An 18,346-nucleotide genomic window follows, 5' to 3' on the forward strand; every position below is an offset into this window, starting at 1 on the left:
CGGCTGGCACGGTCAGGCGTCCGCAGGATTGTCAATACTGCACTCGATGTCGACGTGGAGCTGCCCACTTCGCACCGAATCGATGTGAGGGCCCACTACTCGGATAGCTTGCCACGTCTCCGGGTCCACGCGTCGCCGAGGCACACCCTCGACGATCATTTTGATCGGAAACCGCAGCATCTCACCGATATCATGGCCACTGGTACGGCCCAAAGGCCCAAAAACGAGCGAAACCGTCGGTTCGGCCCCATCGGTGTCGCTGATCAGGAGCCAAATCGCCAGCAGCAGTGCGTCACGTTGCTCGGGCGAGAGCTGGCCGGCGAGCCCGGACGGGTCGTCCAGGTTCACGGCGGGGCCGAGGAACTCCGACTCGGTGAGGGCATGGTGCAGCCAGGTCTCCCGACGGCCCTCGATGAGGTGCAGGCGCAACTGGGTCGCCAGCGTCGCCGCGGCCGCCGATTTCGCCGGGCTGAGCGGCAGCGCCGTCCGACCCGTCGCCACGTCGTCGAGCAGGGTCTCCGCGTCGAGGTCGATCCGCGCCAGCTCCTCCGACGCGAGCATACCGACGGCTGAGGACGGCTGGGTCACCGTGCTCTGCACCAGGACCAGGTCGAGCTCCCGCTGCACCATACGGCGGAAGCCCCGGACGATCGAGACGCCGACCATCGGCGGGAACACGCACAGGCTGATGGTGAGGATGGCCGGTGCGAAGGTGAGAGGCGTGCTCGCGGCGGCCGTGAGCGAGCCCGCGGCGATCACGGCGCCGAGCACCAGCGTGGCAGCGACGACCTCCCGGCCGCGCCGCACGGTGACCAGCATGGCGAACAGTGCGCCCACCCCGGCGGCGGCAGTGGGGTAGGTGCCCACAGCGTCGCCCGGCCGTACCCGGCCAGGTCGAGCCCGACGACGACCTCGCCGGTGGCGAGCACCGTCAGGAACATCCAGGTGGGCATCCGGCTGGAGAGCCGGTTGACGAAAATCCCGGTGACCGCGATGGCGAGAACCAGGATGACCCAGGCGGCGAGGGTGGGCAGCGGGTTCGGGTAGCGGTCCCACTGCATGGCGAATCGCCACATCAGGAAGAGGGCGAAGAACCCGCCGCTCAGGGAGATGCCGACGCCGAGGTGGCGGCCGCCGAGACCGGCGCCGTTTGCCCTGGTGGTGTTGACCGTGCGCTGCGGCCGCCGGAACGCGCGGCGGCGTTCGTCACGCTGCTCGTCGAGCAGCTGGCGGTGCGCCCGGCTCGACGACGACCCGCCGTTCGCGCCCAGGGGCGCCGGCACCGCACCCGAGGTCACTTGGGCACCTCGAGAACGACGGTCGTGCCGGAGCCGGGAGAGGAGAAGAGCCGCGCGGTTCCCCCCACGTCGCGAAGGCGCGCCACCACGGACTCGGCGAAGCCCAGTCGTTCGGTGCTGACCGCACTGAGGTCGAAGCCTCTGCCCGCATCCGTCACCATCGCCCGCACCGTGGTGTCGTCGTCGGAGATGGTGACGTCGGCGCGGGTGACACCGGAATGCCGGCGGACGTTCTCCAGGCACTCGCCGAGGGCGAGCAGGAACGAGTCGAGCACATCGCTAGGCAGGAGCACCTGGCCACTGCCGTGCCAGTCGACCTCGAGGCCCATCCGTCCGAAGCGCTGCTTGACCGACTCGAGGGTGCTGCCGAGCATGGACGTGTTGGCCGGCTCGAGAGTGTACACACCGGACCGGCTCGGGGTGGGCAGGCCGCCCAGGCGCAGCTGGCGCAGGAGCCTGGCGTCGTCGCCGGACTGCTGCCGCAGCGCCGCCGGGCTCACCCCGACTCCGGAGTGGGCGAGCAGGGTGAGGGTCGCCAGCACGGTGTCGTGCAACAACCGGGCACCCTGCCGGCGCTGGGCCTCGAGCTCGCTGGCGTGCCGTTCGGCCTGGTGGGCCCGCCCGATCGCCGCGATGCGCTGCAGCACCCGGGGCACGCTCTGCGCGATCCACCACCCGCCCAGCGACAGTGCCGCCCAACCGCACACGGTCAGGGCCAGGGGGAAAACCGAGCCGCCGGCCGAGATGGTCACGAGCGCCACCGCGGCCACGGTCAACCCGAACGAGGCGAACAGGATGACCTGTCGGGCGGGCACGACCACCAGCACGGGGGCGACGCAGCTGATCGCACCGGCAGCGATGGAGGCGATCACGGCCTCCTCCAAAATATTGAGGCCGAGGCCAAGCGGGGAGGTCAGTCCCACGAGGAGAATCGCGGTGTTGCCCAGCAGAACGACGCCCACGGCCCAGCGCACGGCGCTGCTCCGGCCGAGCAGGTACTGGCAGCCGATGATGAGCAGCAACAGGGGCACGACAACCAGGGTCACGCGTGGTTCGAGCCCGCCGGGCACAGCGAGGTAGGCCAAAGTGGTCACCGACGCGGTCAAACCGATCATGCGGCTGACCCGCCGGAGGACCCGGTCTCGCTCTCTGGCAATGCGTGGCATGGATGCAGTGCTCCTCGTGAGTGCTCTACACAGCACCCTATCGGGCCGGGGTCTGTTTTACGCCGGTTGACTAGGACTTTCGTTTCCGGTCCGGGGGTCAGGGCGGTGCCCTGCTCCCGCCCGGGCGCGGCGCAGGAGGGCCCTGAGCACCACCCCGCTGACCACGGCCATGGTCAGGGCCATCAGCACGGCGGCGAGCAGCCCGATGGCGAGGACCAGCGCGGCGGACTGCCCGGGCTGCCAGAGCGGTGTCGCCACCGCGAAGAAAGCCACAAGACCCGCGCACCAGGCCGCCGCGCTTCCCGCGATCCACCAGCCGGAGCGGGGCAGCAGCCGGCGCAGTTCGAACCACTGGGCGAGCCCCAGACTGCACAGCAGGAACGTGGCGAGCAGGGCCGCGACGATCAGCTGGGCGGCAGCGGGCCACCGCTGCCAGACGTCGGCCCACTCGGCGGGCAGCAGTCCGACGAACCAGGCCGCGGCCGCGCCGATGGCCGTGGCACCGACCCACCGGGACCGGATCAGATTCGGCAGCACGACCCGGAGGACCGTGGCCTGGGTCCAGCCGAGCACGGCGCCCTCGATCGCTCCGGCGAGGATGAGCGCTGCGCTGGCGATGGGTGACCCGGCGAAGGCCAGCTGGGCGAGAGTCGGAGCCAGAAAGCCCGCGGTCTCGCCGAGGGTGACCCACAGCACCCAGTACCGCAGGAACCGGTCGAGGAGGTCGGGACGGGCGCGGCGCTGGGGCGCTGGGGCGTTTCTATCGACCGTCATCGGGAGCGTGGGTGGGACCGGGTGCGGGCGGTGCGGCTGCGGGCGCGGGCGCGGCAGGTGCGGCGGTCGCGGGGACCGGTCGGCCGGCCGGAGCGAGGGACCCGGGGTCGATGGGGCCCTGATCGAGCCGGAAGGGCGGGTACTCGTCACGCATCAGGGCGGCGTACACGATCACCCGGTAGAGCCACCGGTTCAACCCCAGGATCAGGTCGAAGATGCCGCGGCGGTACCGGCCGCTGAAGAGCAGGACCACGGCGGCGATGAGCACCAGGACGGTGAGGAGGGAGGTGCCGGCACCACCGCCGGTTCCCCAGTTGTTCCAGCTCGCCGTCCACGCCCAGGTGCCACCGGTGATGATGGTCACGATGATCAGGTGCGGGATCGCCAGCAGCCAGGACTTCACGAGGACCAGGCCGTGCGAGAGACGCTCCGGGTAGTCCACTTCGAGGTCGGCCGGGTAGTCGGTCGCGGCGAGCGTGAACGGCGGGTACCGGTCGGTGCCGAGGGCAGAGTACGCATAGAAAGCCACCCGCCAGTTCCAACGCAGCACCCCGACGTTGTAGTTGAAGATCGCCCGGGGATACCGGCCGGTGAAGAGGATGGCGAAGCCCGCCACGATCGTGCTGATCCAGAAGCCGAACCACAGGAAGAACAGCACGATGTAGTGCGGGATGACGAGAACCCATTTGACCAGCCAGAGCGCCCGCGAGAGCCCGGGTTGGAGCCAGCCGTTCAGCCGCGCCGGATAGTCGGCGCCGGGCCGGTCGGGATCCAGCGGAGGCTGGGTTCCCCGGGCATCGGGCCGGCTCGACGGGGCCGGTCCGTTGCGGCCGAGGCCGATCACGCCGAGCATCACGAGGGCCAGGCCGATGACCAGAGTGATGAGACCGGTGAGCAGCAACGCCGCCGCCGCCGGGCCGAGCAGACCCGACCGCACCCCCGCCCGCAGGTCCACGGCAACGGGGCGGCTGGCATCCGCGTTCATCACCACGACCGCCCAGGCTCCCGGCTGCACCGACCAGGTGATCTCCTGGGTGCCCGGGCCGGCGGCGGACGCCGCCCACCAGGACTGCTCCTCGGGAGGTTCGGGTCGCTCCGACCCGGCGATCTGGCGGTAGTCCACCCGGAACGGGGTGGACTGGATACCGCTCACCTCGGTGTGCGCGACGCTGGCCAGGTAGCTGTCCACCTCGGTGCGCGGCGCGACCCCGATGAAGACGTCAGCCCCGTTTCTGCTGGTGGCCTCCAGCCGGATGCGGGCGATGTCGAGGTTCAGCGGCGGTGGTGTGCGCGTGGTGGTGACCGGGCCGAGAGTGGGGGTGGTGAGCGCATACGAGTTCGCGACGAACGATGCGGAGCGGGTGGAGAAGTAGCCGTTCTCGCCCTGCGCCCCGCTGGCGATGGCCGCCACGGTGCCGGCGGCGGTGAGCCCGAAACCCAGCAGTGTGACGATCGTGCCGATCAGGAGCATGACGAGGGGGCCGGGCTTCATGGCAGCGGATCCTTTCGCACAGGCGAACCTACCGAATTCAGCCAGAGTTCTCCCGAACCGTGAGCCTGTCAACCCTCCTGGTCAGGGCCCGGCGCGGCCAGGAGCCGGCGCAGTTGGGCGCCGATGGCCTCGTCCTCGATGAGGAAGCCGTCGTGGCCGTAGCCGGACTCGATCACCACCGTCCCCGCGCCGGCCGGGCCCGGACCCAGGCCGAGGCCGGCGCCGAGGCCGGCGGCGATCACGCGTTGCCCGTCGACGGGGAACAGCCTGTCGCTGTCGATGCCGACGATCAGGGTGCGGGCCGTGATGCGGGCCAGGGCGGCGTCGATACCGCCGCGGCCGCGGCCCACATCGTGGGAGTTCATCGCCTCGACGAGAGTGACGTAGCTGTTCGCGTCGAAGCGCCGGGTGAACTTGTTGCCGTGGAAGTCGAGGTAGGACTCGACGGCGAACCGGCCGTGCGAACCCAGCGGGGTGATGTCGCTCTGCCAGCTGCGCTCGAAGCGCGAATTGAGTTCGGACGGGCTGCGGTAGTTGAGCAGGGCCATCCGCCGGGCCAGCGCGAGGCCGCGGCTCGGGCCGTCGCCGGCGTCGGCGTCGTAGTACTCGCCGGAGCGGAACAACGGGTCGGTGCGGATCGCCTCGATCTGCACCGAGTTGAGCGCGATCTGGTCGGCCGTGGTGACGGGCGGGGCCGCGAGGATGCCGAGGCGGTCCACCCGGTCGGGCTGGTCGATGCCCCATTCCAGCACGTGCATGCCGCCCATCGAGCCGCCCACGATGGCGGCCCACCTGTCGATGCCGAGCCGGTCGCTGAAGGCCACCTGCGCCGCCACCTGGTCGCGGATGGTGAGGTACGGGAACCGCGGCCCCCACTCGGACCCGTCGGGTGCGAGTGAGGCGGGCCCGGTGCTGCCCTGGCAGCCGCCGAGCATGTTCGGTGCCACGACGAACCAGCGGTCCGTGTCGAGGGCGAGGCCGGGACCCACGATTCCGCTCCACCAGCCGGCGGTGGGATGCCCGGAGCCGGAGGCGCCGACCAGGTGGCTGTCGCCGGTGAGGGCGTGCAGCACAAGCACGGCATTGTCCCGAGCGGGGGAGAGCTCGCCCCAGCTCTCGTAGGCGATCCGGGCCGCCGGCAGGCGCTGGCCTGCCTCGAGATCCAGGCCGCCGATGTCGACGAAGCGTCGGTGGCCCACCGGGTCGCCGTCGCGCCAGGCGCCGGTGACCGGTGGTTTACCCGCAACGGATCGTACCTGTGCCTCGGTGACGAGGCTGGACGGGACGGTGTCCTCGGAGTATTGCCATTCCATACGGCTCCATTGTGGCCAACTTCCGGCCTTGACCGCCGATTGTTACGTCATGTCCCGCCCGGCGCGTCTGCCCGGCGCGTCCGCCCAGCGCGTCCGACTATGCGTTCGCGCGGGAGGCCTGCACCACGGCGCGCGCGGCAGCGAGCCCAGCTTCGAGGTCGGCCTGCAGGTCGGCGACGTTCTCGATACCCACCGACAGCCGCACCAGGCCGGGCGTGACTCCCGCGGTGAGCTGCTGCTCGGGGGTGAGCTGGGCGTGGGTCGTGGACGCCGGGTGGATGACGAGCGAACGCACGTCGCCGATATTCGCCAGGTGGCTGAACAGGGTGAGGTTGTCCACCAGCGCACGGCCCGCATCCACGCCGCCCTTGAGCTCGAACGACAGCACGGCGCCCACACCCAGCGGGGCGTAGGTGTTGGCCGTGGCGTACCAGGGGCTCGACGGCAGGCCGGCGTAGTTGACCGACGCGATGTCCGGGTGGTTCTCCAGGAACTCGGCGATCGTCTGCGTGTTGGAGACGTGCCTCTCGATGCGGAGGCTCAGCGTCTCGATGCCCTGGATGAGCTGCCAGGCGCTGGCCGGGGCGATGGCGCTGCCGAGGTCGCGCAGCAGCTGCACGCGGGCCTTGATGATGTAGGCCAGGCCGTCGCCGACCGCCGCGGTGTAGCTGGCGCCGTGGTACGACGGGTCCGGCTCGGTCAGGCCCGGGAACTTCTCGACGTTGGCCGTCCACTCGAATAGGCCGCCGTCCACGATGACGCCGCCGATCACGGTGCCGTGGCCGCCGAGGAACTTGGTTGCTGAGTGCACGATGATGTCGGCGCCGTGCTCGAACGGGCGGATCAGGTACGGCGTGGCGATGGTGTTGTCCACGATCAGCGGCACCCCGTTGGTGTGCGCGACCTCGGCGACGAGGGCGATGTCGAGCACGTTGATCTTGGGGTTGCCGATGGTCTCGGCGAAGAACAGCTTGGTGTTGGGCCGAACGGCACGCGCCCACTCGGCCGCGTCGTCCTGGTCTTCCACGAAGGTGGTCTCGATGCCGAGCTTGGCGAGCGTGTACTTGAAGAGGTTGTAGGTGCCGCCGTAGATCGAGCTCGACGAGACGATGTGGTCGCCGGCCTGGGCGATATTGAGTACCGCGAAGGTCGAGGCCGACTGGCCGGATGCCAGCAGCAGCGCACCGGTGCCGCCCTCGAGGGCGGCGACGCGCTCTTCGACCACGGCCTGGGTCGGGTTCTGGATGCGGGTGTAGATGTTGCCGAATTCGGCCAGCGCGAACAGGTTCTGGGCGTGCTCTGCGCTGTTGAAGACGTAGGAGGTGGTCTGGTAGATCGGCGTGGCCCTGGCGTTGGTCACCGGGTCAGGGCGGGCCCCGGAGTGGACCTGCTTGGTTTCGAACTTCCAGTCTGCGGAATCGCTCATGGTCGGTCTCCCTGTTCGTGCGTGGGCCGGCATGCCGGCAGCGGTGTGCGGAGCGCTTTCGCTCCGTCTGCAGCAACCCTAGGCAGCCCGGCCGCGTGCGACAACGCGTCCGGACACACAACGTCATCTGCCGGTGGGTTATTTTCCCGGCCCGTGCGGCAACACGATGGTGCCCGTGTGGGTGGACGGCTCCTGCCGGAACAGCCAGCGCAGCCGGGGCTCGACGAGGGGCCGGAAGATCCGTTTGACCACGGGCACCGACAGCAGCACTGAGATGCCGATCGCCAGCAGGATCACGCCGGGCAGCACCCAGGCCGGCTGCGGCCCGTCGAGCACCCCGGTTTCCCGCAGGGGGTAGAGCAAGAAGGTGTGCAGCAGGTAGATGTACATGGTGGCCGCGCCCAGCGGGGTGAACCAGGTGGCCCGGCGGGGCATCAGCATGAGGAACGCCAGGATGAACCCGAACGAGGCGAGCATCAGGCCCAGCCGGATGACGCCGGCCCAGAACTGGTCGTAGCCGAACTGCCAGTAGGCCTCGTCGTAGAGCGTGAAACTGCGCAGGCGCAGGTCCCGCACGCCCACGATGTTGACGGTCACAAGCAACGCCAACACGCCGAACAGCGCGATCGCGCCGCTCCGCCAGCGCCAGACCGCGGCCGGCGACAGGTGCATCCACTGGGCGGTGAGGGGCCACTGGCGCAGCTTCCAGCCGAACACGAAGAACGGCAGCAGGCCCAGCGTGCGCGACAGCGAGAAGGTGCTGTCGATGTCGCCGACGTACCCGGCGCCCACCGAGATGGCGATGGCGATCAGCAGCGGGTACCGCAGCAACACCAGATAGGGCAGCAGCACCCGCCAGATGGCCAGCGCGATGAGGAACCAGAGCGTCCAGGACGGGCTGGAGTAGTCGACCTTGAGAGTGCCGCTGAGCCCCCAACTGATCAGGGTCCAGATGCTCTGGAAGATCAGGTACGGGAAGACGATGTCGGTGATGAGCCGGTGCATCTGCCGGGGCCCGGCGGACCAGACTTGGCAAAATACCCGCTCACGGCGACGAACACCGGAACGTGGAAGGCGTAGATGAACAGGTAGACGCCGTAGGCGGTGTCGGACTCGCCGATGAGTTTGAGGATGGCGTGCCCGATGACCATCAGGGTGATGGCGATCCAGCGGGCGTTGTCCCAGAGCGGAACCCGGCGCTTGGGCTTGTGCGGGCCGGCGTCGTGCGGGGTCTTGGTCGGCGAACTCATCGGGTCCATTCTCCGGGCAGAATAGGGCAATGGGCAAAAGAAGAGTCGTGGTTACCGGTGCGAGTAGCGGAATCGGGGCGGCCACCGTGCGCCTGTTCCGGGAGCACGGTTGGGATGTGGTGGGCGTGGCCCGCCGCGCCGACCGGCTGGCGGAGCTCGCCGCGGAGACCGGGGCTGCGGTCTTCACCGCCGACCTCACCGTGCAGGCTGACGTGGATGCGCTGCGGGACTTCCTCGCCGCATCCGGGCCGGTGAACGCCCTGATCAACAACGCCGGCGGCGCCAAGGGCCTCGACTCCGTGGAGAACGGCTCGCTCGAGGACTGGGCCTGGATGTACGAGATCAACGTGCTCGCGGTGAAGCGGGTCACCAGCGCGCTGTTGCCGCTGCTGCGCGCCTCGGTCGCCGCGCCGGAAGCGGGCGCCGCAACCGACGTGTCCGCGGACATCGTCAACATCACCTCCACCGCCGGGCACACCGCCTACATTGGCGGCGGCGGGTACAACGCCGCCAAGTTCGCCGCGCACGCCATGACCGAGGTGCTGCGCCTGGAGCTGAACGGCGAGCCGATCCGGGTGATCGAGGTGGCACCCGGCATGGTGCAGACCGAGGAATTCGGCCTGGTGCGCTTCAACGGCGACGCCGAGAAGGCCCGGGCGGCGTACTCGAACGTGGTCAACCCGCTCGTGGCCGACGACGTGGCCGCCACTGTCGTGGCCGCCGTGGAGATGCCCGCGCACGTGAATCTGGACCTCGTGGTGGTCAAGCCCGTCGCCCAGGCCTCCACCACCCTGGTCGCCCGCGGCCCTCTGGCCCCGCGCCTGACCTGATCCCGCCCGCACCGCCCCGTCGGCCGCGGTAGCTGTTTCCCGAACGGACAATTGCGCCCGGCGTACCGGGCGCAATTGTCCGTTTCGGCCACAGTTGCAGCCGTCAGGTCGGAGTAGGGGGAGCGTGACTAGTGCTCGCTGGCCTTCTCGGCGCCGAAGCCGGTGAGGGAGCGCACCGCCATCTCGGCGGCCAGCTTCGGATCTTCCCGCTTGGTGCTTGTGACCGAGCCGAGCCAGCCGAGGAAGAAGCCAGCGGGATCGAGATGATGCCCGGGTTGTTCAGCGGGTAGAGCGCGAAGTTCACGCCCTCACCGAACATCGAGGTGGGCGTGCCGGAGAACACCGGCGAGAACACGATCAGCAGGATCGCCGAACCCAAGCCCCGTACATGCTCCACAGTGCGCCGCGGGTGGTGAAGCCGCGCCAGAACAACGAGTACAAAATGGTGGGCAGGTTGGCGCTCGCAGCGACGGCGAAGGCCAGCGCCACGAGGAACGCGATGTTCTGCCCCTGCACACCGATGCCGCCGGCGATCGCGAGGATGCCGATCACCACGACGGTGCGCCGGGCGATCTTGACCTCGCCGTCGGGGTCGCCCTTGCCCTTCTTGATCACGCTCGCGTAGATGTCGTGCGCGAAAGAGGTGGCCGCCGTGATGGTCAGTCCGGCCACCACCGCGAGGATGGTCGCGAACGCGATCGCCGAGATCAGGCCGAGAAGCAGTGGACCACCGAGCGCCAGCGATAGCAGTGGGGCGGCCGAGTTCACGCCGCCGGGAGACGCCAGGATGGTGTCGGCGCCCACGAGGGCCGCCGCGCCGAAGCCGAGCACCAGCGTGAACAGGTAGAACGCCCCGATCAGGAAGATTGCCCAGACGACCGAGCGCCGGGCCTCCCTGGCGCTGGGCACGGTGTAGAAGCGCATCAGCACGTGCGGCAAGCCCGCGGTGCCGAGCACCAGGGCAATGGCCAGCGAGATGAAGTCCAGCGGGTTGTGCCCGTACTGCAGCCCAGGGGCGAGGATGGCGCCGGCCGGGGTGACCGCGGAGTTCGCGACGGCGGCGTCGAGCAGGGTGGACAGGTTGAACCCGTTGATCACCAGCACCCAGACCGTCATGGCGCCGGCTCCGATGATGAGCAGGAACGCCTTGACGATCTGTACCCAGGTGGTGCCCTTCATGCCTCCGATGAGCACGTAGAGGATCATCAGGCCGCCCACCACGGTGACCACGATGGACTGGCCGAGCTTGTCGTTGATGCCCAGCAGCAGCGATACGAGTCCGCCGGCACCGGCCATCTGGGCGAGCAGGTAGAAGAAGCACACCGCAAGGGTGGTCGTGGCGGCGGCGACGCGCACCGGCCGTTGCGCCAGCCGGAAGGAAAGCACATCCGCCATGGTGAACTTGCCGGTGTTGCGCATCAGTTCGGCCACCAACAGCAGCGCCACGAGCCAGGCGACCAGGAAACCGATCGAATAGAGGAACCCGTCGTAGCCGTTGACGGCGATGGCGCCGACGATGCCGAGGAAGGACGCCGCCGAGAGGTAGTCGCCGGCGATCGCGAAGCCGTTCTGCGGGCCGGTGAAGGAACGCCCGCCGGTGTAGTAGTCCGCGGCGGTGCGGTTGTTGCGACCGGCCCGGATCACGATCACCAGGGTGACGGCGACGAAGGCCAGGAAGATCGAGATGTTCAGGACGGGGTTGGTCTCGGCCTGTGCGGCGACCTCCGCGGCCACCCGGGCGACAGCCGGCGTGTTCAGGCTCACGGCGATCATGCGGCGGCCTTCGCTTCGAGCTCGGCGCGCAGGTCCGCGCCCAGCGGGTCGAGCACCCGGTTGGAGAACGCGACGTACCAGATGGTGATGGCGAACGTCGTGACGAACTGGCCGAGGCCGAGCAGCAGGCCAAGGTTGACGCTGCCGAAGACCGGCTGCGCCATCACGTCGGGCAGGTAGGCGGCCACCAGCACGAAGGCGAAGTACCAGACCAGGAAGAACACGGCGAGCGGGATCACGAACCGCCGGCGCCGCCGTTGCAGGTTGACGAAGCGTTCAGAGGTCTCGAATTCGACGTAGTCGATCGATCCTCCCGGCCGGGCGTCTTTCAGTGATTCCTTCAATGGGGCTCCTTTGCTCCGGTGAGATGGGATGGCTGAGTGCATAGGTCGGTCGCGACTGTGCCCGTTCCGGACAACTGGTCCCGGCGTACCGGGCGCATTTGTCCGCACGGGGAACAGTTAGGCGGGGACTGCGGGGATCGCGGTGGGGGCGGGGCGCACCGCCTGGACGAGGGCGTCGAGGGTGGCGGGGTCCTCGATGGTGGGCGGCACCTTGTACGGCTCACCGTCGACGATCTGGCGGATGGTCTTGCGCAGGATCTTGCCCGAGCGGGTCTTGGGCAACCGCTCCAGGATGGTCACATCCCTAAACGCCGCCACCGGGCCGATGTGCTCGCGCACCAGGTTGACCAGCTCGGCGCTGAGCAGGTCGTGGTCGACGACCCAGCCGGCCTTGAGCGTGACGAAGCCGGCGGCACGCTGGCCCTTCAGCGGGTCGTGCACGCCGAGCACCGCGCACTCCGCGATGGCCGGATGCCGGGTGAGGACCTCCTCGAGGGATCCGGTGGAGAGCCGGTGCCCGGCGACGTTGATCACGTCGTCGGTGCGGCCCATCACGTAGAGGTAGCCGTCGGCGTCGATGTGGCCGGAGTCGCCGGTGGCGTAGAACCCGGGAAAGGCGGTGAGGTAGGCGCTGGCGAACCTGTCGTCGCCGCCCCAGATGCCCAGCAGCGAGCCGGGTGGCAGCGGCAGCCGGATGGCGATATTGCCGTCCTTGCCCGGCTTCGTGATGCGGGCTCCCTTCGAGTCGAGGATGGCGATGTCGTAGCCGGGTACGGGCACGGCCGTGGACCCGGGCTTGGTGGGCAGCTCTTCGATGCCGCGCGGGTTGGCGCAGATGGCCCACCCGGTCTCGGTTTGCCACCAGTGGTCGACGACCGGGCAGTGCAGGCCGTCGTTGGCCCAGTGGAAGGTCTCCGGGTCGAGCCTCTCGCCGGCCAGGAACAGCGCGGTGAGGCTGGACACGTCGTACCGGGCCAGTTCGGCCAGCTCCGGGTCGACCCGCCGGATGGCACGGATGGCGGTGGGGGCGGTGAACAACACGTTCACCCGGTAGTCCTGCACGACTCGCCAGAAGGCGCCGGCATCCGGGGTGCCGATGGGCTTGCCCTCGTAGATGACGGTGGTGGCGCCGGCCAGCAGCGGCGCGTAGACGATGTAGGAGTGCCCGACCACCCAGCCCACGTCGGACGCCGCCCAGAAGACATCGTCGGGGCCGATGTCGTAGATGTTCCGCATCGACCAGGTCAGCGCCACGGCGTGGCCGCCGTTGTCGCGGATGATGCCCTTCGGGTTTCCCGTCGTGCCTGAGGTGTAGAGGATGTACAGCGGGTCATCGGCGGCGACGGTGACCGGCTCGGCCGGGGTGGCCGCAGCCGCGGCCTCGGCCCAGTCCAGCCAGCGCACGGCCGCGCCGTCAGCGGCGTCGGACGCGTAGTCGGCGGCGGACCCCGGGATGGCGTGCCGGTTCTGCACGATGACGGTGTGCACCGACCCGGCGCTCTGGTCGAGCGCTTTCCGCACGAGCGGCAGGTACTCGACGGTCTTGCCCGGTTCGAGCCCGCCCGAGGCCGTGACAAGCACTGTGGGACGGGCGTCGTCGATGCGCACCGCGAGCTCGCTGGCGGCAAAACCGCCAAAAACCACCGAGTGCACGGCCCCGATGCGGGCGCAGGCGAGCATGGCCACGACGGCCTCCGGGATCATCGGCAGGTAGACGACCACCCGGTCGCCCCGCCCCACGCCGGCCGCGCGGAGCACGCCGGCGAAGCGGGCAACCCTCTCGAGCAGGTCGCGGTAGCTGATCTGGGCCCGGGTGCCGGTCATGGCGGAGTCATAGATGAGCGCGGTGTGGTCGCCGCGGCCGGCCAGCACGTGCCGGTCGAGGGCGTTGTAGCTCGTGTTGAGGGTGCCGTCGGCGAACCAGCGGTACTCGGTGGGGGAGTGCTCGGTGAGCGCCGCGCGGGGCGGGTCGACCCAGTCGACGAGCCGTGCGGCGTCCAGCCAGAATTCCTCGCGTGTCTCGATGCTGCGTCGCCAGGTCGCACGGTACGCGCCGGTGCCGGCCTCTGGCGGGGTGGCCGGCGGGGTACCTGGCGCGTCGGTGCGCGGTGTGGTGCGAGTGCTTACGGTGTGGTCGGTCATGGTGTGAACCTCTCCATTGAAGCTCTCATGTATACACAAGGTGCGGTTAGTCTTGCACAATCGCGGCAATAGGGGAATAGAATGCACTTGTGTATACAGAAACCGTGAGGGCCGCACCGGAGCGGGCCAGCGACCGGGCCTACCGGGTGCTGCGCGACGAGATTCTCGACGGGGTGCTTCCGGCCGGAACCGTGCTTCTGGAGGTGGAACAGTCCGCCAGACTCGGGGTCTCCCGCACTCCCTTGCGCTCCGCCGTGGCCCGGCTGGTCACCGATGGCCTCGTCGCCGGTCGCAGCGGCCGGGGCTTCTCGGTCACCGCGATGTCGGTCGAGTCGATCAACGATCTCTACGAGCTACGCGAGGCCCTCGAGGAGCGCGCGGCGACCCTGGCTGCCCGAGGCGCCGATCGTTCGGCGTTCGGGATGCTGCGCGAACGGTTCCTCGCCGCTCCCGCCCTGCTCGACGACGGTGAGACCGGCATCCACGAGTACTACGCCCTGATCGACGAGTTCGACGCGGCCATCGATGCCGCCGTCGACAACGCCTTCCTGGTGGGAGCCCTCGACACGGTGCGTACGCACCTGGCGCGCATCCGCCGGGTCGCCCGCGGCAACCCGGTGCGGCTGCGCCAGGCGGCGGCCGAACACCTGCTGATCCTCGACGCGATCATCGACGGCGACGCGGCGCTCGCCGCGCACGCCACCCATGTGCACCTCCACCTGAGCCTGGCGAGCGTGCTCGCGGTGCTCGGCTCCACCGACCAGGCTTCCTGACCTCCCGACCGAAAGGACCACCCGTGCAGTCCACCGAAGTGCGCGTTCACCCGAGCGAGAACAGCCCTGCACGCACCGAACAACTGGCCTGGAAGCTCGCCGCCTGCGCGGCCGACCCGGTGCCCGTCGACAATGATGTGACCGAGATGATCATCAATCGGATGATCGACAACGCCGCCGTCGCGGCGGCCTCGCTCACCCGCGACCCGGTCGCCGCGGCTCGCTCCCAGGCGCTGGCGCATCCGCGCTCAGGCGGCGGCGACGGCGCTACAGTGTTCGGCCCGCCCAGCGGTCGCCGGGTGTCGCCGGAATGGGCGGCCTGGGCCAACGGTGTCGCCGTGCGGGAGCTCGACTACCACGACACCTTCCTCGCCGCCGAGTACTCGCACCCGGGCGACAACATCCCGCCGATCGTGGCCGTGGCCCAGCACCTGGCCGCCGCCCGCGGCCTCACCGGGCACGAGCTGGTGCGCGGCATCGCCACGGGCTACGAGGTGCAGATCGATCTGGCCCGCTCGATCAGTCTGCACAAGCACAAGATCGACCACGTCGCCCACCTGGGTCCGTCGGCCGCGGCCGGCATCGGCACCCTGTTGGGCCTGGATCCCGACACGATCTTCCAGGCCATCGGCCAGGCCCTGCACACCACCACGGCCACCCGGCAGTCCCGCAAGGGGGAGATCTCCAGCTGGAAGGCGTTCGCACCGGCGTTCGCCGGCAAGATGGCCGTTGAGGCCGTCGACCGGGCCATGCGTGGCCAGACCAGCCCCACCCCGATCTACGAGGGCGAGGACGGCGTCATCGCCTGGCTGCTTGACGGGCCCGAGGCGTCCTACGACGTGTCGCTGCCGGCCGGCGGCGAGCCCAAACGCGCGATCCTGGACAGCTTCACCAAGGAGCACTCGGCCGAGTACCAGGCCCAGGCCCTCATCGACCTGGCCCGGAAGCTCCACCGCGAGCACCCCGAGATCCTGGTGCCGGGCGCGGTGCGGTCGATCGTCATCCACACCTCGCACCACACCCACAACGTCATCGGCTCCGGCGCAAACGACCCGCAGAAGTACGACCCGCGGGCCAGCCGGGAGACACTGGACCACTCGGTGCCGTACATCTTCACCGTCGCGCTGCAGGACGGCAGCTGGCACCACGTGGACTCCTACCTGCCCGAACGGGCCCGGCGGGCCGACACCGTGGCCCTGTGGAACACCGTGACCACGAGCGAAGACGCCGAGTGGACCCGCCGCTACCACTCCACCGATCCGGCCGAGAGGGCCTTCGGCGGCCGGGTGGAGATCTTGCTGGCCGACGGCACCCGGCTGGTCGACGAGCTGGCCGTGGCGGATGCGCATCCGCTCGGCGCCCGCCCCTTCGTGCGGGAGGACTACGTCGCCAAGTTCCGGCTGCTCGCCGGCGACGCCCTGGAGCCGCCGGAGATCGAGCGGTTCCTCGACCTCGCCCAGCGCCTCCCCGAGCTCTCCGGTGCCGAGCTCGGCTCGCTCACCCTCGTGGCCCGGCCCGGCCTCTTCGACACGCTGCCCAGCCTGAACGGAATCTTCTGATGCTCTACTCCGCACTCACCCCCGCCGCCAAGCGCGAGAAGCTGCGCGCCGACCTCGCCGGCGGCAGCCTGCTGCGCTTCCCCGGGGCGTTCAACCCGCTCTCCGCCAAGCTGATCCAGGCCAAGGGCTTCGAGGGGGTCTACATCTCCGGCGCCGTGCTCGCGGCCGACCTCGGCCTGCCCGATATCGGCCTGACCACCCTCACCGAGGTCGCCGGCCGCAGCCAGCAGATCTCCCGGATGACCGACCTGCCCACGCTGGTCGACGCCGACACCGGCTTCGGCGAGCCGATGAACGTGGCCCGCACGGTGCAGACACTCGAGGACGCCGGCGTGGCCGGACTGCACATCGAGGACCAGGTCAACCCCAAACGCTGTGGCCATCTGGACGGCAAGCAGGTGGTCGACACCGACACCGCCCTCAAGCGCATCCGCGCCGCCGTGGATGCCCGTCGTGACCCGAATCTGCTCATCATGGCGCGCACCGACATCCGCGCCGTCGACGGGCTGGATGCCGCGATCGACCGGGCGAAGGCCCTGGCGGACGCCGGCGCCGACGCGATCTTCCCCGAGGCCATGGGCACCCTGGCCGAATTCGAGGCGATCCGGGCGGCGGTGGACGTGCCGATCCTGGCGAACATGACCGAATTCGGCAAGAGCGAGCTGTTCCGGGTGGACCAGCTCGAGGGCGTCGGGATCAACCTCGTGATCTTCCCGGTGTCGCTGCTGCGGCTGGCCATGGGCGCGGCCGAACAGGGATTGGACACGATCGTCGCCGAGGGGTCGCTGACCAGCCTGCTCCCGGCCATGCAGACCCGCGCTGAGCTCTATCAGTTGCTCGACTACGAGGCTTACAATCGCTTCGATTCGGGGATCTTCAACTTCACGCTGAGCGGCCACGAGGGCTAGCCCACCAGCACGACACACGGACGGCAGCACCACCAGCACGGCTAAGAATCAGGACGCAGAGGAGCGACATGACCATCAACCAGCCCACCCACAGGTCCGTGGAGGAACCACCGGTCGTGCCCGAGATCCACCGCGGGCTAGCCGGAGTCGTGGCCGACTCGACGGCCGTCTCCAAGGTCAACCCCGACTCGAACTCGCTGTTGTACCGCGGTTACCCGGTACAGGAACTCGCCGCCCAGAAGAGCTTCGAAGAGGTCGCGTACCTGCTCTGGAACGGCGAGCTGCCCACGGATGCCGAACTGGCCGAGTTCGAGAGGGCCGAGCGGGCCCTGCGCCGGCTCGACCACTCGGTGCGCCGGGTTATCGATGAGATCCCCACCTCCGCGGACCCCATGGACGTGGTGCGCACGGCCGTGAGCGTGATCGGCGCCAACGACCTCACCACGCCGGATTCCTCGGTGGAAGCGAACCTGGCCAAGTCGCTGCACCTGTTCGCTCAGCTGCCGGCGATCGTCGCCTACGACCAGCGCCGCCGGCGCGGGCTCGAACTCGTCGAACCGCGCGACGACCTGGGCTACTCGGCCAACTTCCTCTACATGACCTTCGGCGAGGTGCCCGAACTGCCCGTGGTCGAGGCCTTCGATGTGTCGATGATCATGTACGCCGAGCACTCCTTCAACGCGTCCACCTTCACCGCGCGGGTGATCACCTCGACCCTCTCCGACCTGTACTCGGCCGTCACCGGGGCCGTGGGCGCGCTCAAGGGGCCGCTGCACGGCGGCGCCAACGAGGCCGTGATGCACATCTTCAACGAGATCGGCCTGGGCGATGGTTCTGCCGAGCGTGCCGAACGCTGGCTGGACGACACCCTCGCGCACAAACGCAAGGTGATGGGCTTCGGCCACCGGGTCTACAAGCACGGAGACAGCCGGGTGCCCACCATGCACGCGGCCCTGCTGACCCTCATCGAGCACTACGACCGCCCCGACCTGCTCGAGCTCTACGAGGCACTCGCCACCGGTATGGCCGAGCGCACCGGCATCCTGCCGAACCTGGACTACCCGTCCGGGCCGGCCTATCACCTGATGGGTTTCGATACCGCCACGTTCACGCCGATCTTCGTGGCGGCCCGGGTGACCGGCTGGACGGCGCACATCATGGAGCAGCTGGCCGCGAACTCCCTCATCAGGCCGCTGTCGTTCTACAACGGCACACCGGAGCGGCACCTGGCCCCACCGCCGCCGGGCGAGGTGCTCTGAGCGGGCGGCGTCGCTGCGTCGGGCGCGGCTGAATGCTGC

Annotated in this window: 16 protein-coding genes and 1 pseudogene; 5 read left to right on the top strand and 12 right to left on the bottom strand. The window is 69.5% G+C overall.

The features are described 5' to 3' along the window. Nucleotides 1–12: 12 nt before the first annotated feature. The 9 genes from KY500_RS01175 to KY500_RS01215 form a co-directional block, all read right to left on the bottom strand. On the bottom strand, nt 13–867 hold the full coding sequence (locus tag KY500_RS01175; protein ID WP_219902004.1) for a hypothetical protein: 855 nt from the start codon (nt 865–867) through the stop codon (nt 13–15). Next, a complete protein-coding gene (locus KY500_RS01180) occupies nt 756–1,298 on the bottom strand; it encodes a hypothetical protein (RefSeq protein WP_219902005.1) in 543 nt (180 codons plus the stop codon). Before KY500_RS01180 ends, KY500_RS01175 begins: the two co-directional genes overlap by 112 nt. Next, a complete protein-coding gene (locus KY500_RS01185; protein ID WP_219902006.1) occupies nt 1,295–2,464 on the bottom strand; it encodes a sensor histidine kinase in 1,170 nt (389 codons plus the stop codon). Before KY500_RS01185 ends, KY500_RS01180 begins: the two co-directional genes overlap by 4 nt. A gap of 57 nt (nt 2,465–2,521) precedes the next feature. Continuing rightward, entirely contained in the window at nt 2,522–3,238 is a 717-nt protein-coding gene (locus KY500_RS01190) for a hypothetical protein (RefSeq protein WP_219902007.1), read from the bottom strand. Then, on the bottom strand, nt 3,225–4,730 hold the full coding sequence (locus KY500_RS01195) for a DUF4389 domain-containing protein (RefSeq protein ID WP_219902008.1): 1,506 nt from the start codon (nt 4,728–4,730) through the stop codon (nt 3,225–3,227). Before KY500_RS01195 ends, KY500_RS01190 begins: the two co-directional genes overlap by 14 nt. Nucleotides 4,731–4,798: 68 nt before the next feature. Then, nucleotides 4,799–6,043 (bottom strand): homoserine O-acetyltransferase, encoded by a 1,245-nt coding sequence (locus KY500_RS01200; RefSeq protein WP_219902009.1) that lies wholly within the window; start codon nt 6,041–6,043, stop codon nt 4,799–4,801. Between the two features lie 97 nt (nt 6,044–6,140). After that, nucleotides 6,141–7,469 carry a bifunctional o-acetylhomoserine/o-acetylserine sulfhydrylase gene (locus KY500_RS01205; protein WP_066593328.1) on the bottom strand — a complete coding sequence of 443 codons (1,329 nt, stop codon included), beginning with the start codon at nt 7,467–7,469 and terminating at the stop codon, nt 6,141–6,143. A gap of 138 nt (nt 7,470–7,607) precedes the next feature. Beyond that, entirely contained in the window at nt 7,608–8,474 is an 867-nt protein-coding gene (locus tag KY500_RS01210; RefSeq protein ID WP_219902010.1) for an acyltransferase family protein, read from the bottom strand. Then, nucleotides 8,435–8,719 (bottom strand): acyltransferase family protein, encoded by a 285-nt coding sequence (locus KY500_RS01215; RefSeq protein WP_219902011.1) that lies wholly within the window; start codon nt 8,717–8,719, stop codon nt 8,435–8,437. Before KY500_RS01215 ends, KY500_RS01210 begins: the two co-directional genes overlap by 40 nt. 29 nt (nt 8,720–8,748) lie before the next feature. Between KY500_RS01215 and KY500_RS01220 the strand changes: the two genes are divergently transcribed. Further along, on the top strand, nt 8,749–9,549 hold the full coding sequence (locus tag KY500_RS01220) for an SDR family NAD(P)-dependent oxidoreductase (RefSeq protein ID WP_219902012.1): 801 nt from the start codon (nt 8,749–8,751) through the stop codon (nt 9,547–9,549). A 128-nt stretch (nt 9,550–9,677) separates the two neighbouring features. On the opposite strand, the pseudogene KY500_RS01225 reads toward KY500_RS01220, so the two are convergent. From KY500_RS01225 to KY500_RS01235, 3 genes and pseudogenes are all read right to left on the bottom strand, one after another. Beyond that, nucleotides 9,678–11,322 (bottom strand): annotated as a pseudogene (locus KY500_RS01225) (cation acetate symporter). Beyond that, on the bottom strand, nt 11,319–11,666 hold the full coding sequence (locus KY500_RS01230; RefSeq protein WP_255579667.1) for a DUF485 domain-containing protein: 348 nt from the start codon (nt 11,664–11,666) through the stop codon (nt 11,319–11,321). The pseudogene KY500_RS01225 and the gene KY500_RS01230 overlap by 4 nt, the downstream one beginning before the upstream one ends. Before the next feature lie 117 nt (nt 11,667–11,783). Then, nucleotides 11,784–13,808, bottom strand: a complete 2,025-nt coding sequence (locus KY500_RS01235; RefSeq protein ID WP_219902014.1) for an AMP-binding protein — start codon at nt 13,806–13,808, stop codon at nt 11,784–11,786. Between the two features lie 89 nt (nt 13,809–13,897). On the opposite strand from KY500_RS01235, the gene KY500_RS01240 reads away from it, so the two are divergent. The 4 genes from KY500_RS01240 to KY500_RS01255 all read left to right on the top strand — a co-directional run bounded on the left by KY500_RS01240 (nt 13,898) and on the right by KY500_RS01255 (nt 18,307). Beyond that, nucleotides 13,898–14,581, top strand: a complete 684-nt coding sequence (locus KY500_RS01240) for a GntR family transcriptional regulator (RefSeq protein ID WP_255579668.1) — start codon at nt 13,898–13,900, stop codon at nt 14,579–14,581. 23 nt (nt 14,582–14,604) lie between these two features. After that, nucleotides 14,605–16,140 carry an MmgE/PrpD family protein gene (locus KY500_RS01245; RefSeq protein WP_219902015.1) on the top strand — a complete coding sequence of 512 codons (1,536 nt, stop codon included), beginning with the start codon at nt 14,605–14,607 and terminating at the stop codon, nt 16,138–16,140. Then, nucleotides 16,140–17,048 (top strand): methylisocitrate lyase, encoded by a 909-nt coding sequence (prpB, locus tag KY500_RS01250; RefSeq protein WP_219902016.1) that lies wholly within the window; start codon nt 16,140–16,142, stop codon nt 17,046–17,048. The genes KY500_RS01245 and prpB overlap by 1 nt, the downstream gene beginning before the upstream one ends. Before the next feature lie 68 nt (nt 17,049–17,116). Beyond that, nucleotides 17,117–18,307 carry a bifunctional 2-methylcitrate synthase/citrate synthase gene (locus KY500_RS01255; RefSeq protein ID WP_219902017.1) on the top strand — a complete coding sequence of 397 codons (1,191 nt, stop codon included), beginning with the start codon at nt 17,117–17,119 and terminating at the stop codon, nt 18,305–18,307. Nucleotides 18,308–18,346: the final 39 nt, after the last annotated feature.

The organism is Cryobacterium sp. PAMC25264 (genome assembly GCF_019443325.1).
GTDB lineage: Bacteria > Actinomycetota > Actinomycetes > Actinomycetales > Microbacteriaceae > Cryobacterium.

Coding starts and splice junctions, on each gene's coding strand:
- KY500_RS01235 (WP_219902014.1), bottom strand. CDS start 13,808: ATGACCGACCACACCGTAAGCACTCGCACCACACCGCGCACCGACGCG.
- KY500_RS01185 (WP_219902006.1), bottom strand. CDS start 2,464: ATGCCACGCATTGCCAGAGAGCGAGACCGGGTCCTCCGGCGGGTCAGC.
- KY500_RS01200 (WP_219902009.1), bottom strand. CDS start 6,043: ATGGAATGGCAATACTCCGAGGACACCGTCCCGTCCAGCCTCGTCACC.
- KY500_RS01195 (WP_219902008.1), bottom strand. CDS start 4,730: ATGAAGCCCGGCCCCCTCGTCATGCTCCTGATCGGCACGATCGTCACA.
- KY500_RS01205 (WP_066593328.1), bottom strand. CDS start 7,469: ATGAGCGATTCCGCAGACTGGAAGTTCGAAACCAAGCAGGTCCACTCC.
- KY500_RS01210 (WP_219902010.1), bottom strand. CDS start 8,474: ATGCACCGGCTCATCACCGACATCGTCTTCCCGTACCTGATCTTCCAG.
- KY500_RS01255 (WP_219902017.1), top strand. CDS start 17,117: ATGACCATCAACCAGCCCACCCACAGGTCCGTGGAGGAACCACCGGTC.
- prpB (WP_219902016.1), top strand. CDS start 16,140: ATGCTCTACTCCGCACTCACCCCCGCCGCCAAGCGCGAGAAGCTGCGC.
- KY500_RS01190 (WP_219902007.1), bottom strand. CDS start 3,238: ATGACGGTCGATAGAAACGCCCCAGCGCCCCAGCGCCGCGCCCGTCCC.
- KY500_RS01215 (WP_219902011.1), bottom strand. CDS start 8,719: ATGAGTTCGCCGACCAAGACCCCGCACGACGCCGGCCCGCACAAGCCC.
- KY500_RS01220 (WP_219902012.1), top strand. CDS start 8,749: ATGGGCAAAAGAAGAGTCGTGGTTACCGGTGCGAGTAGCGGAATCGGG.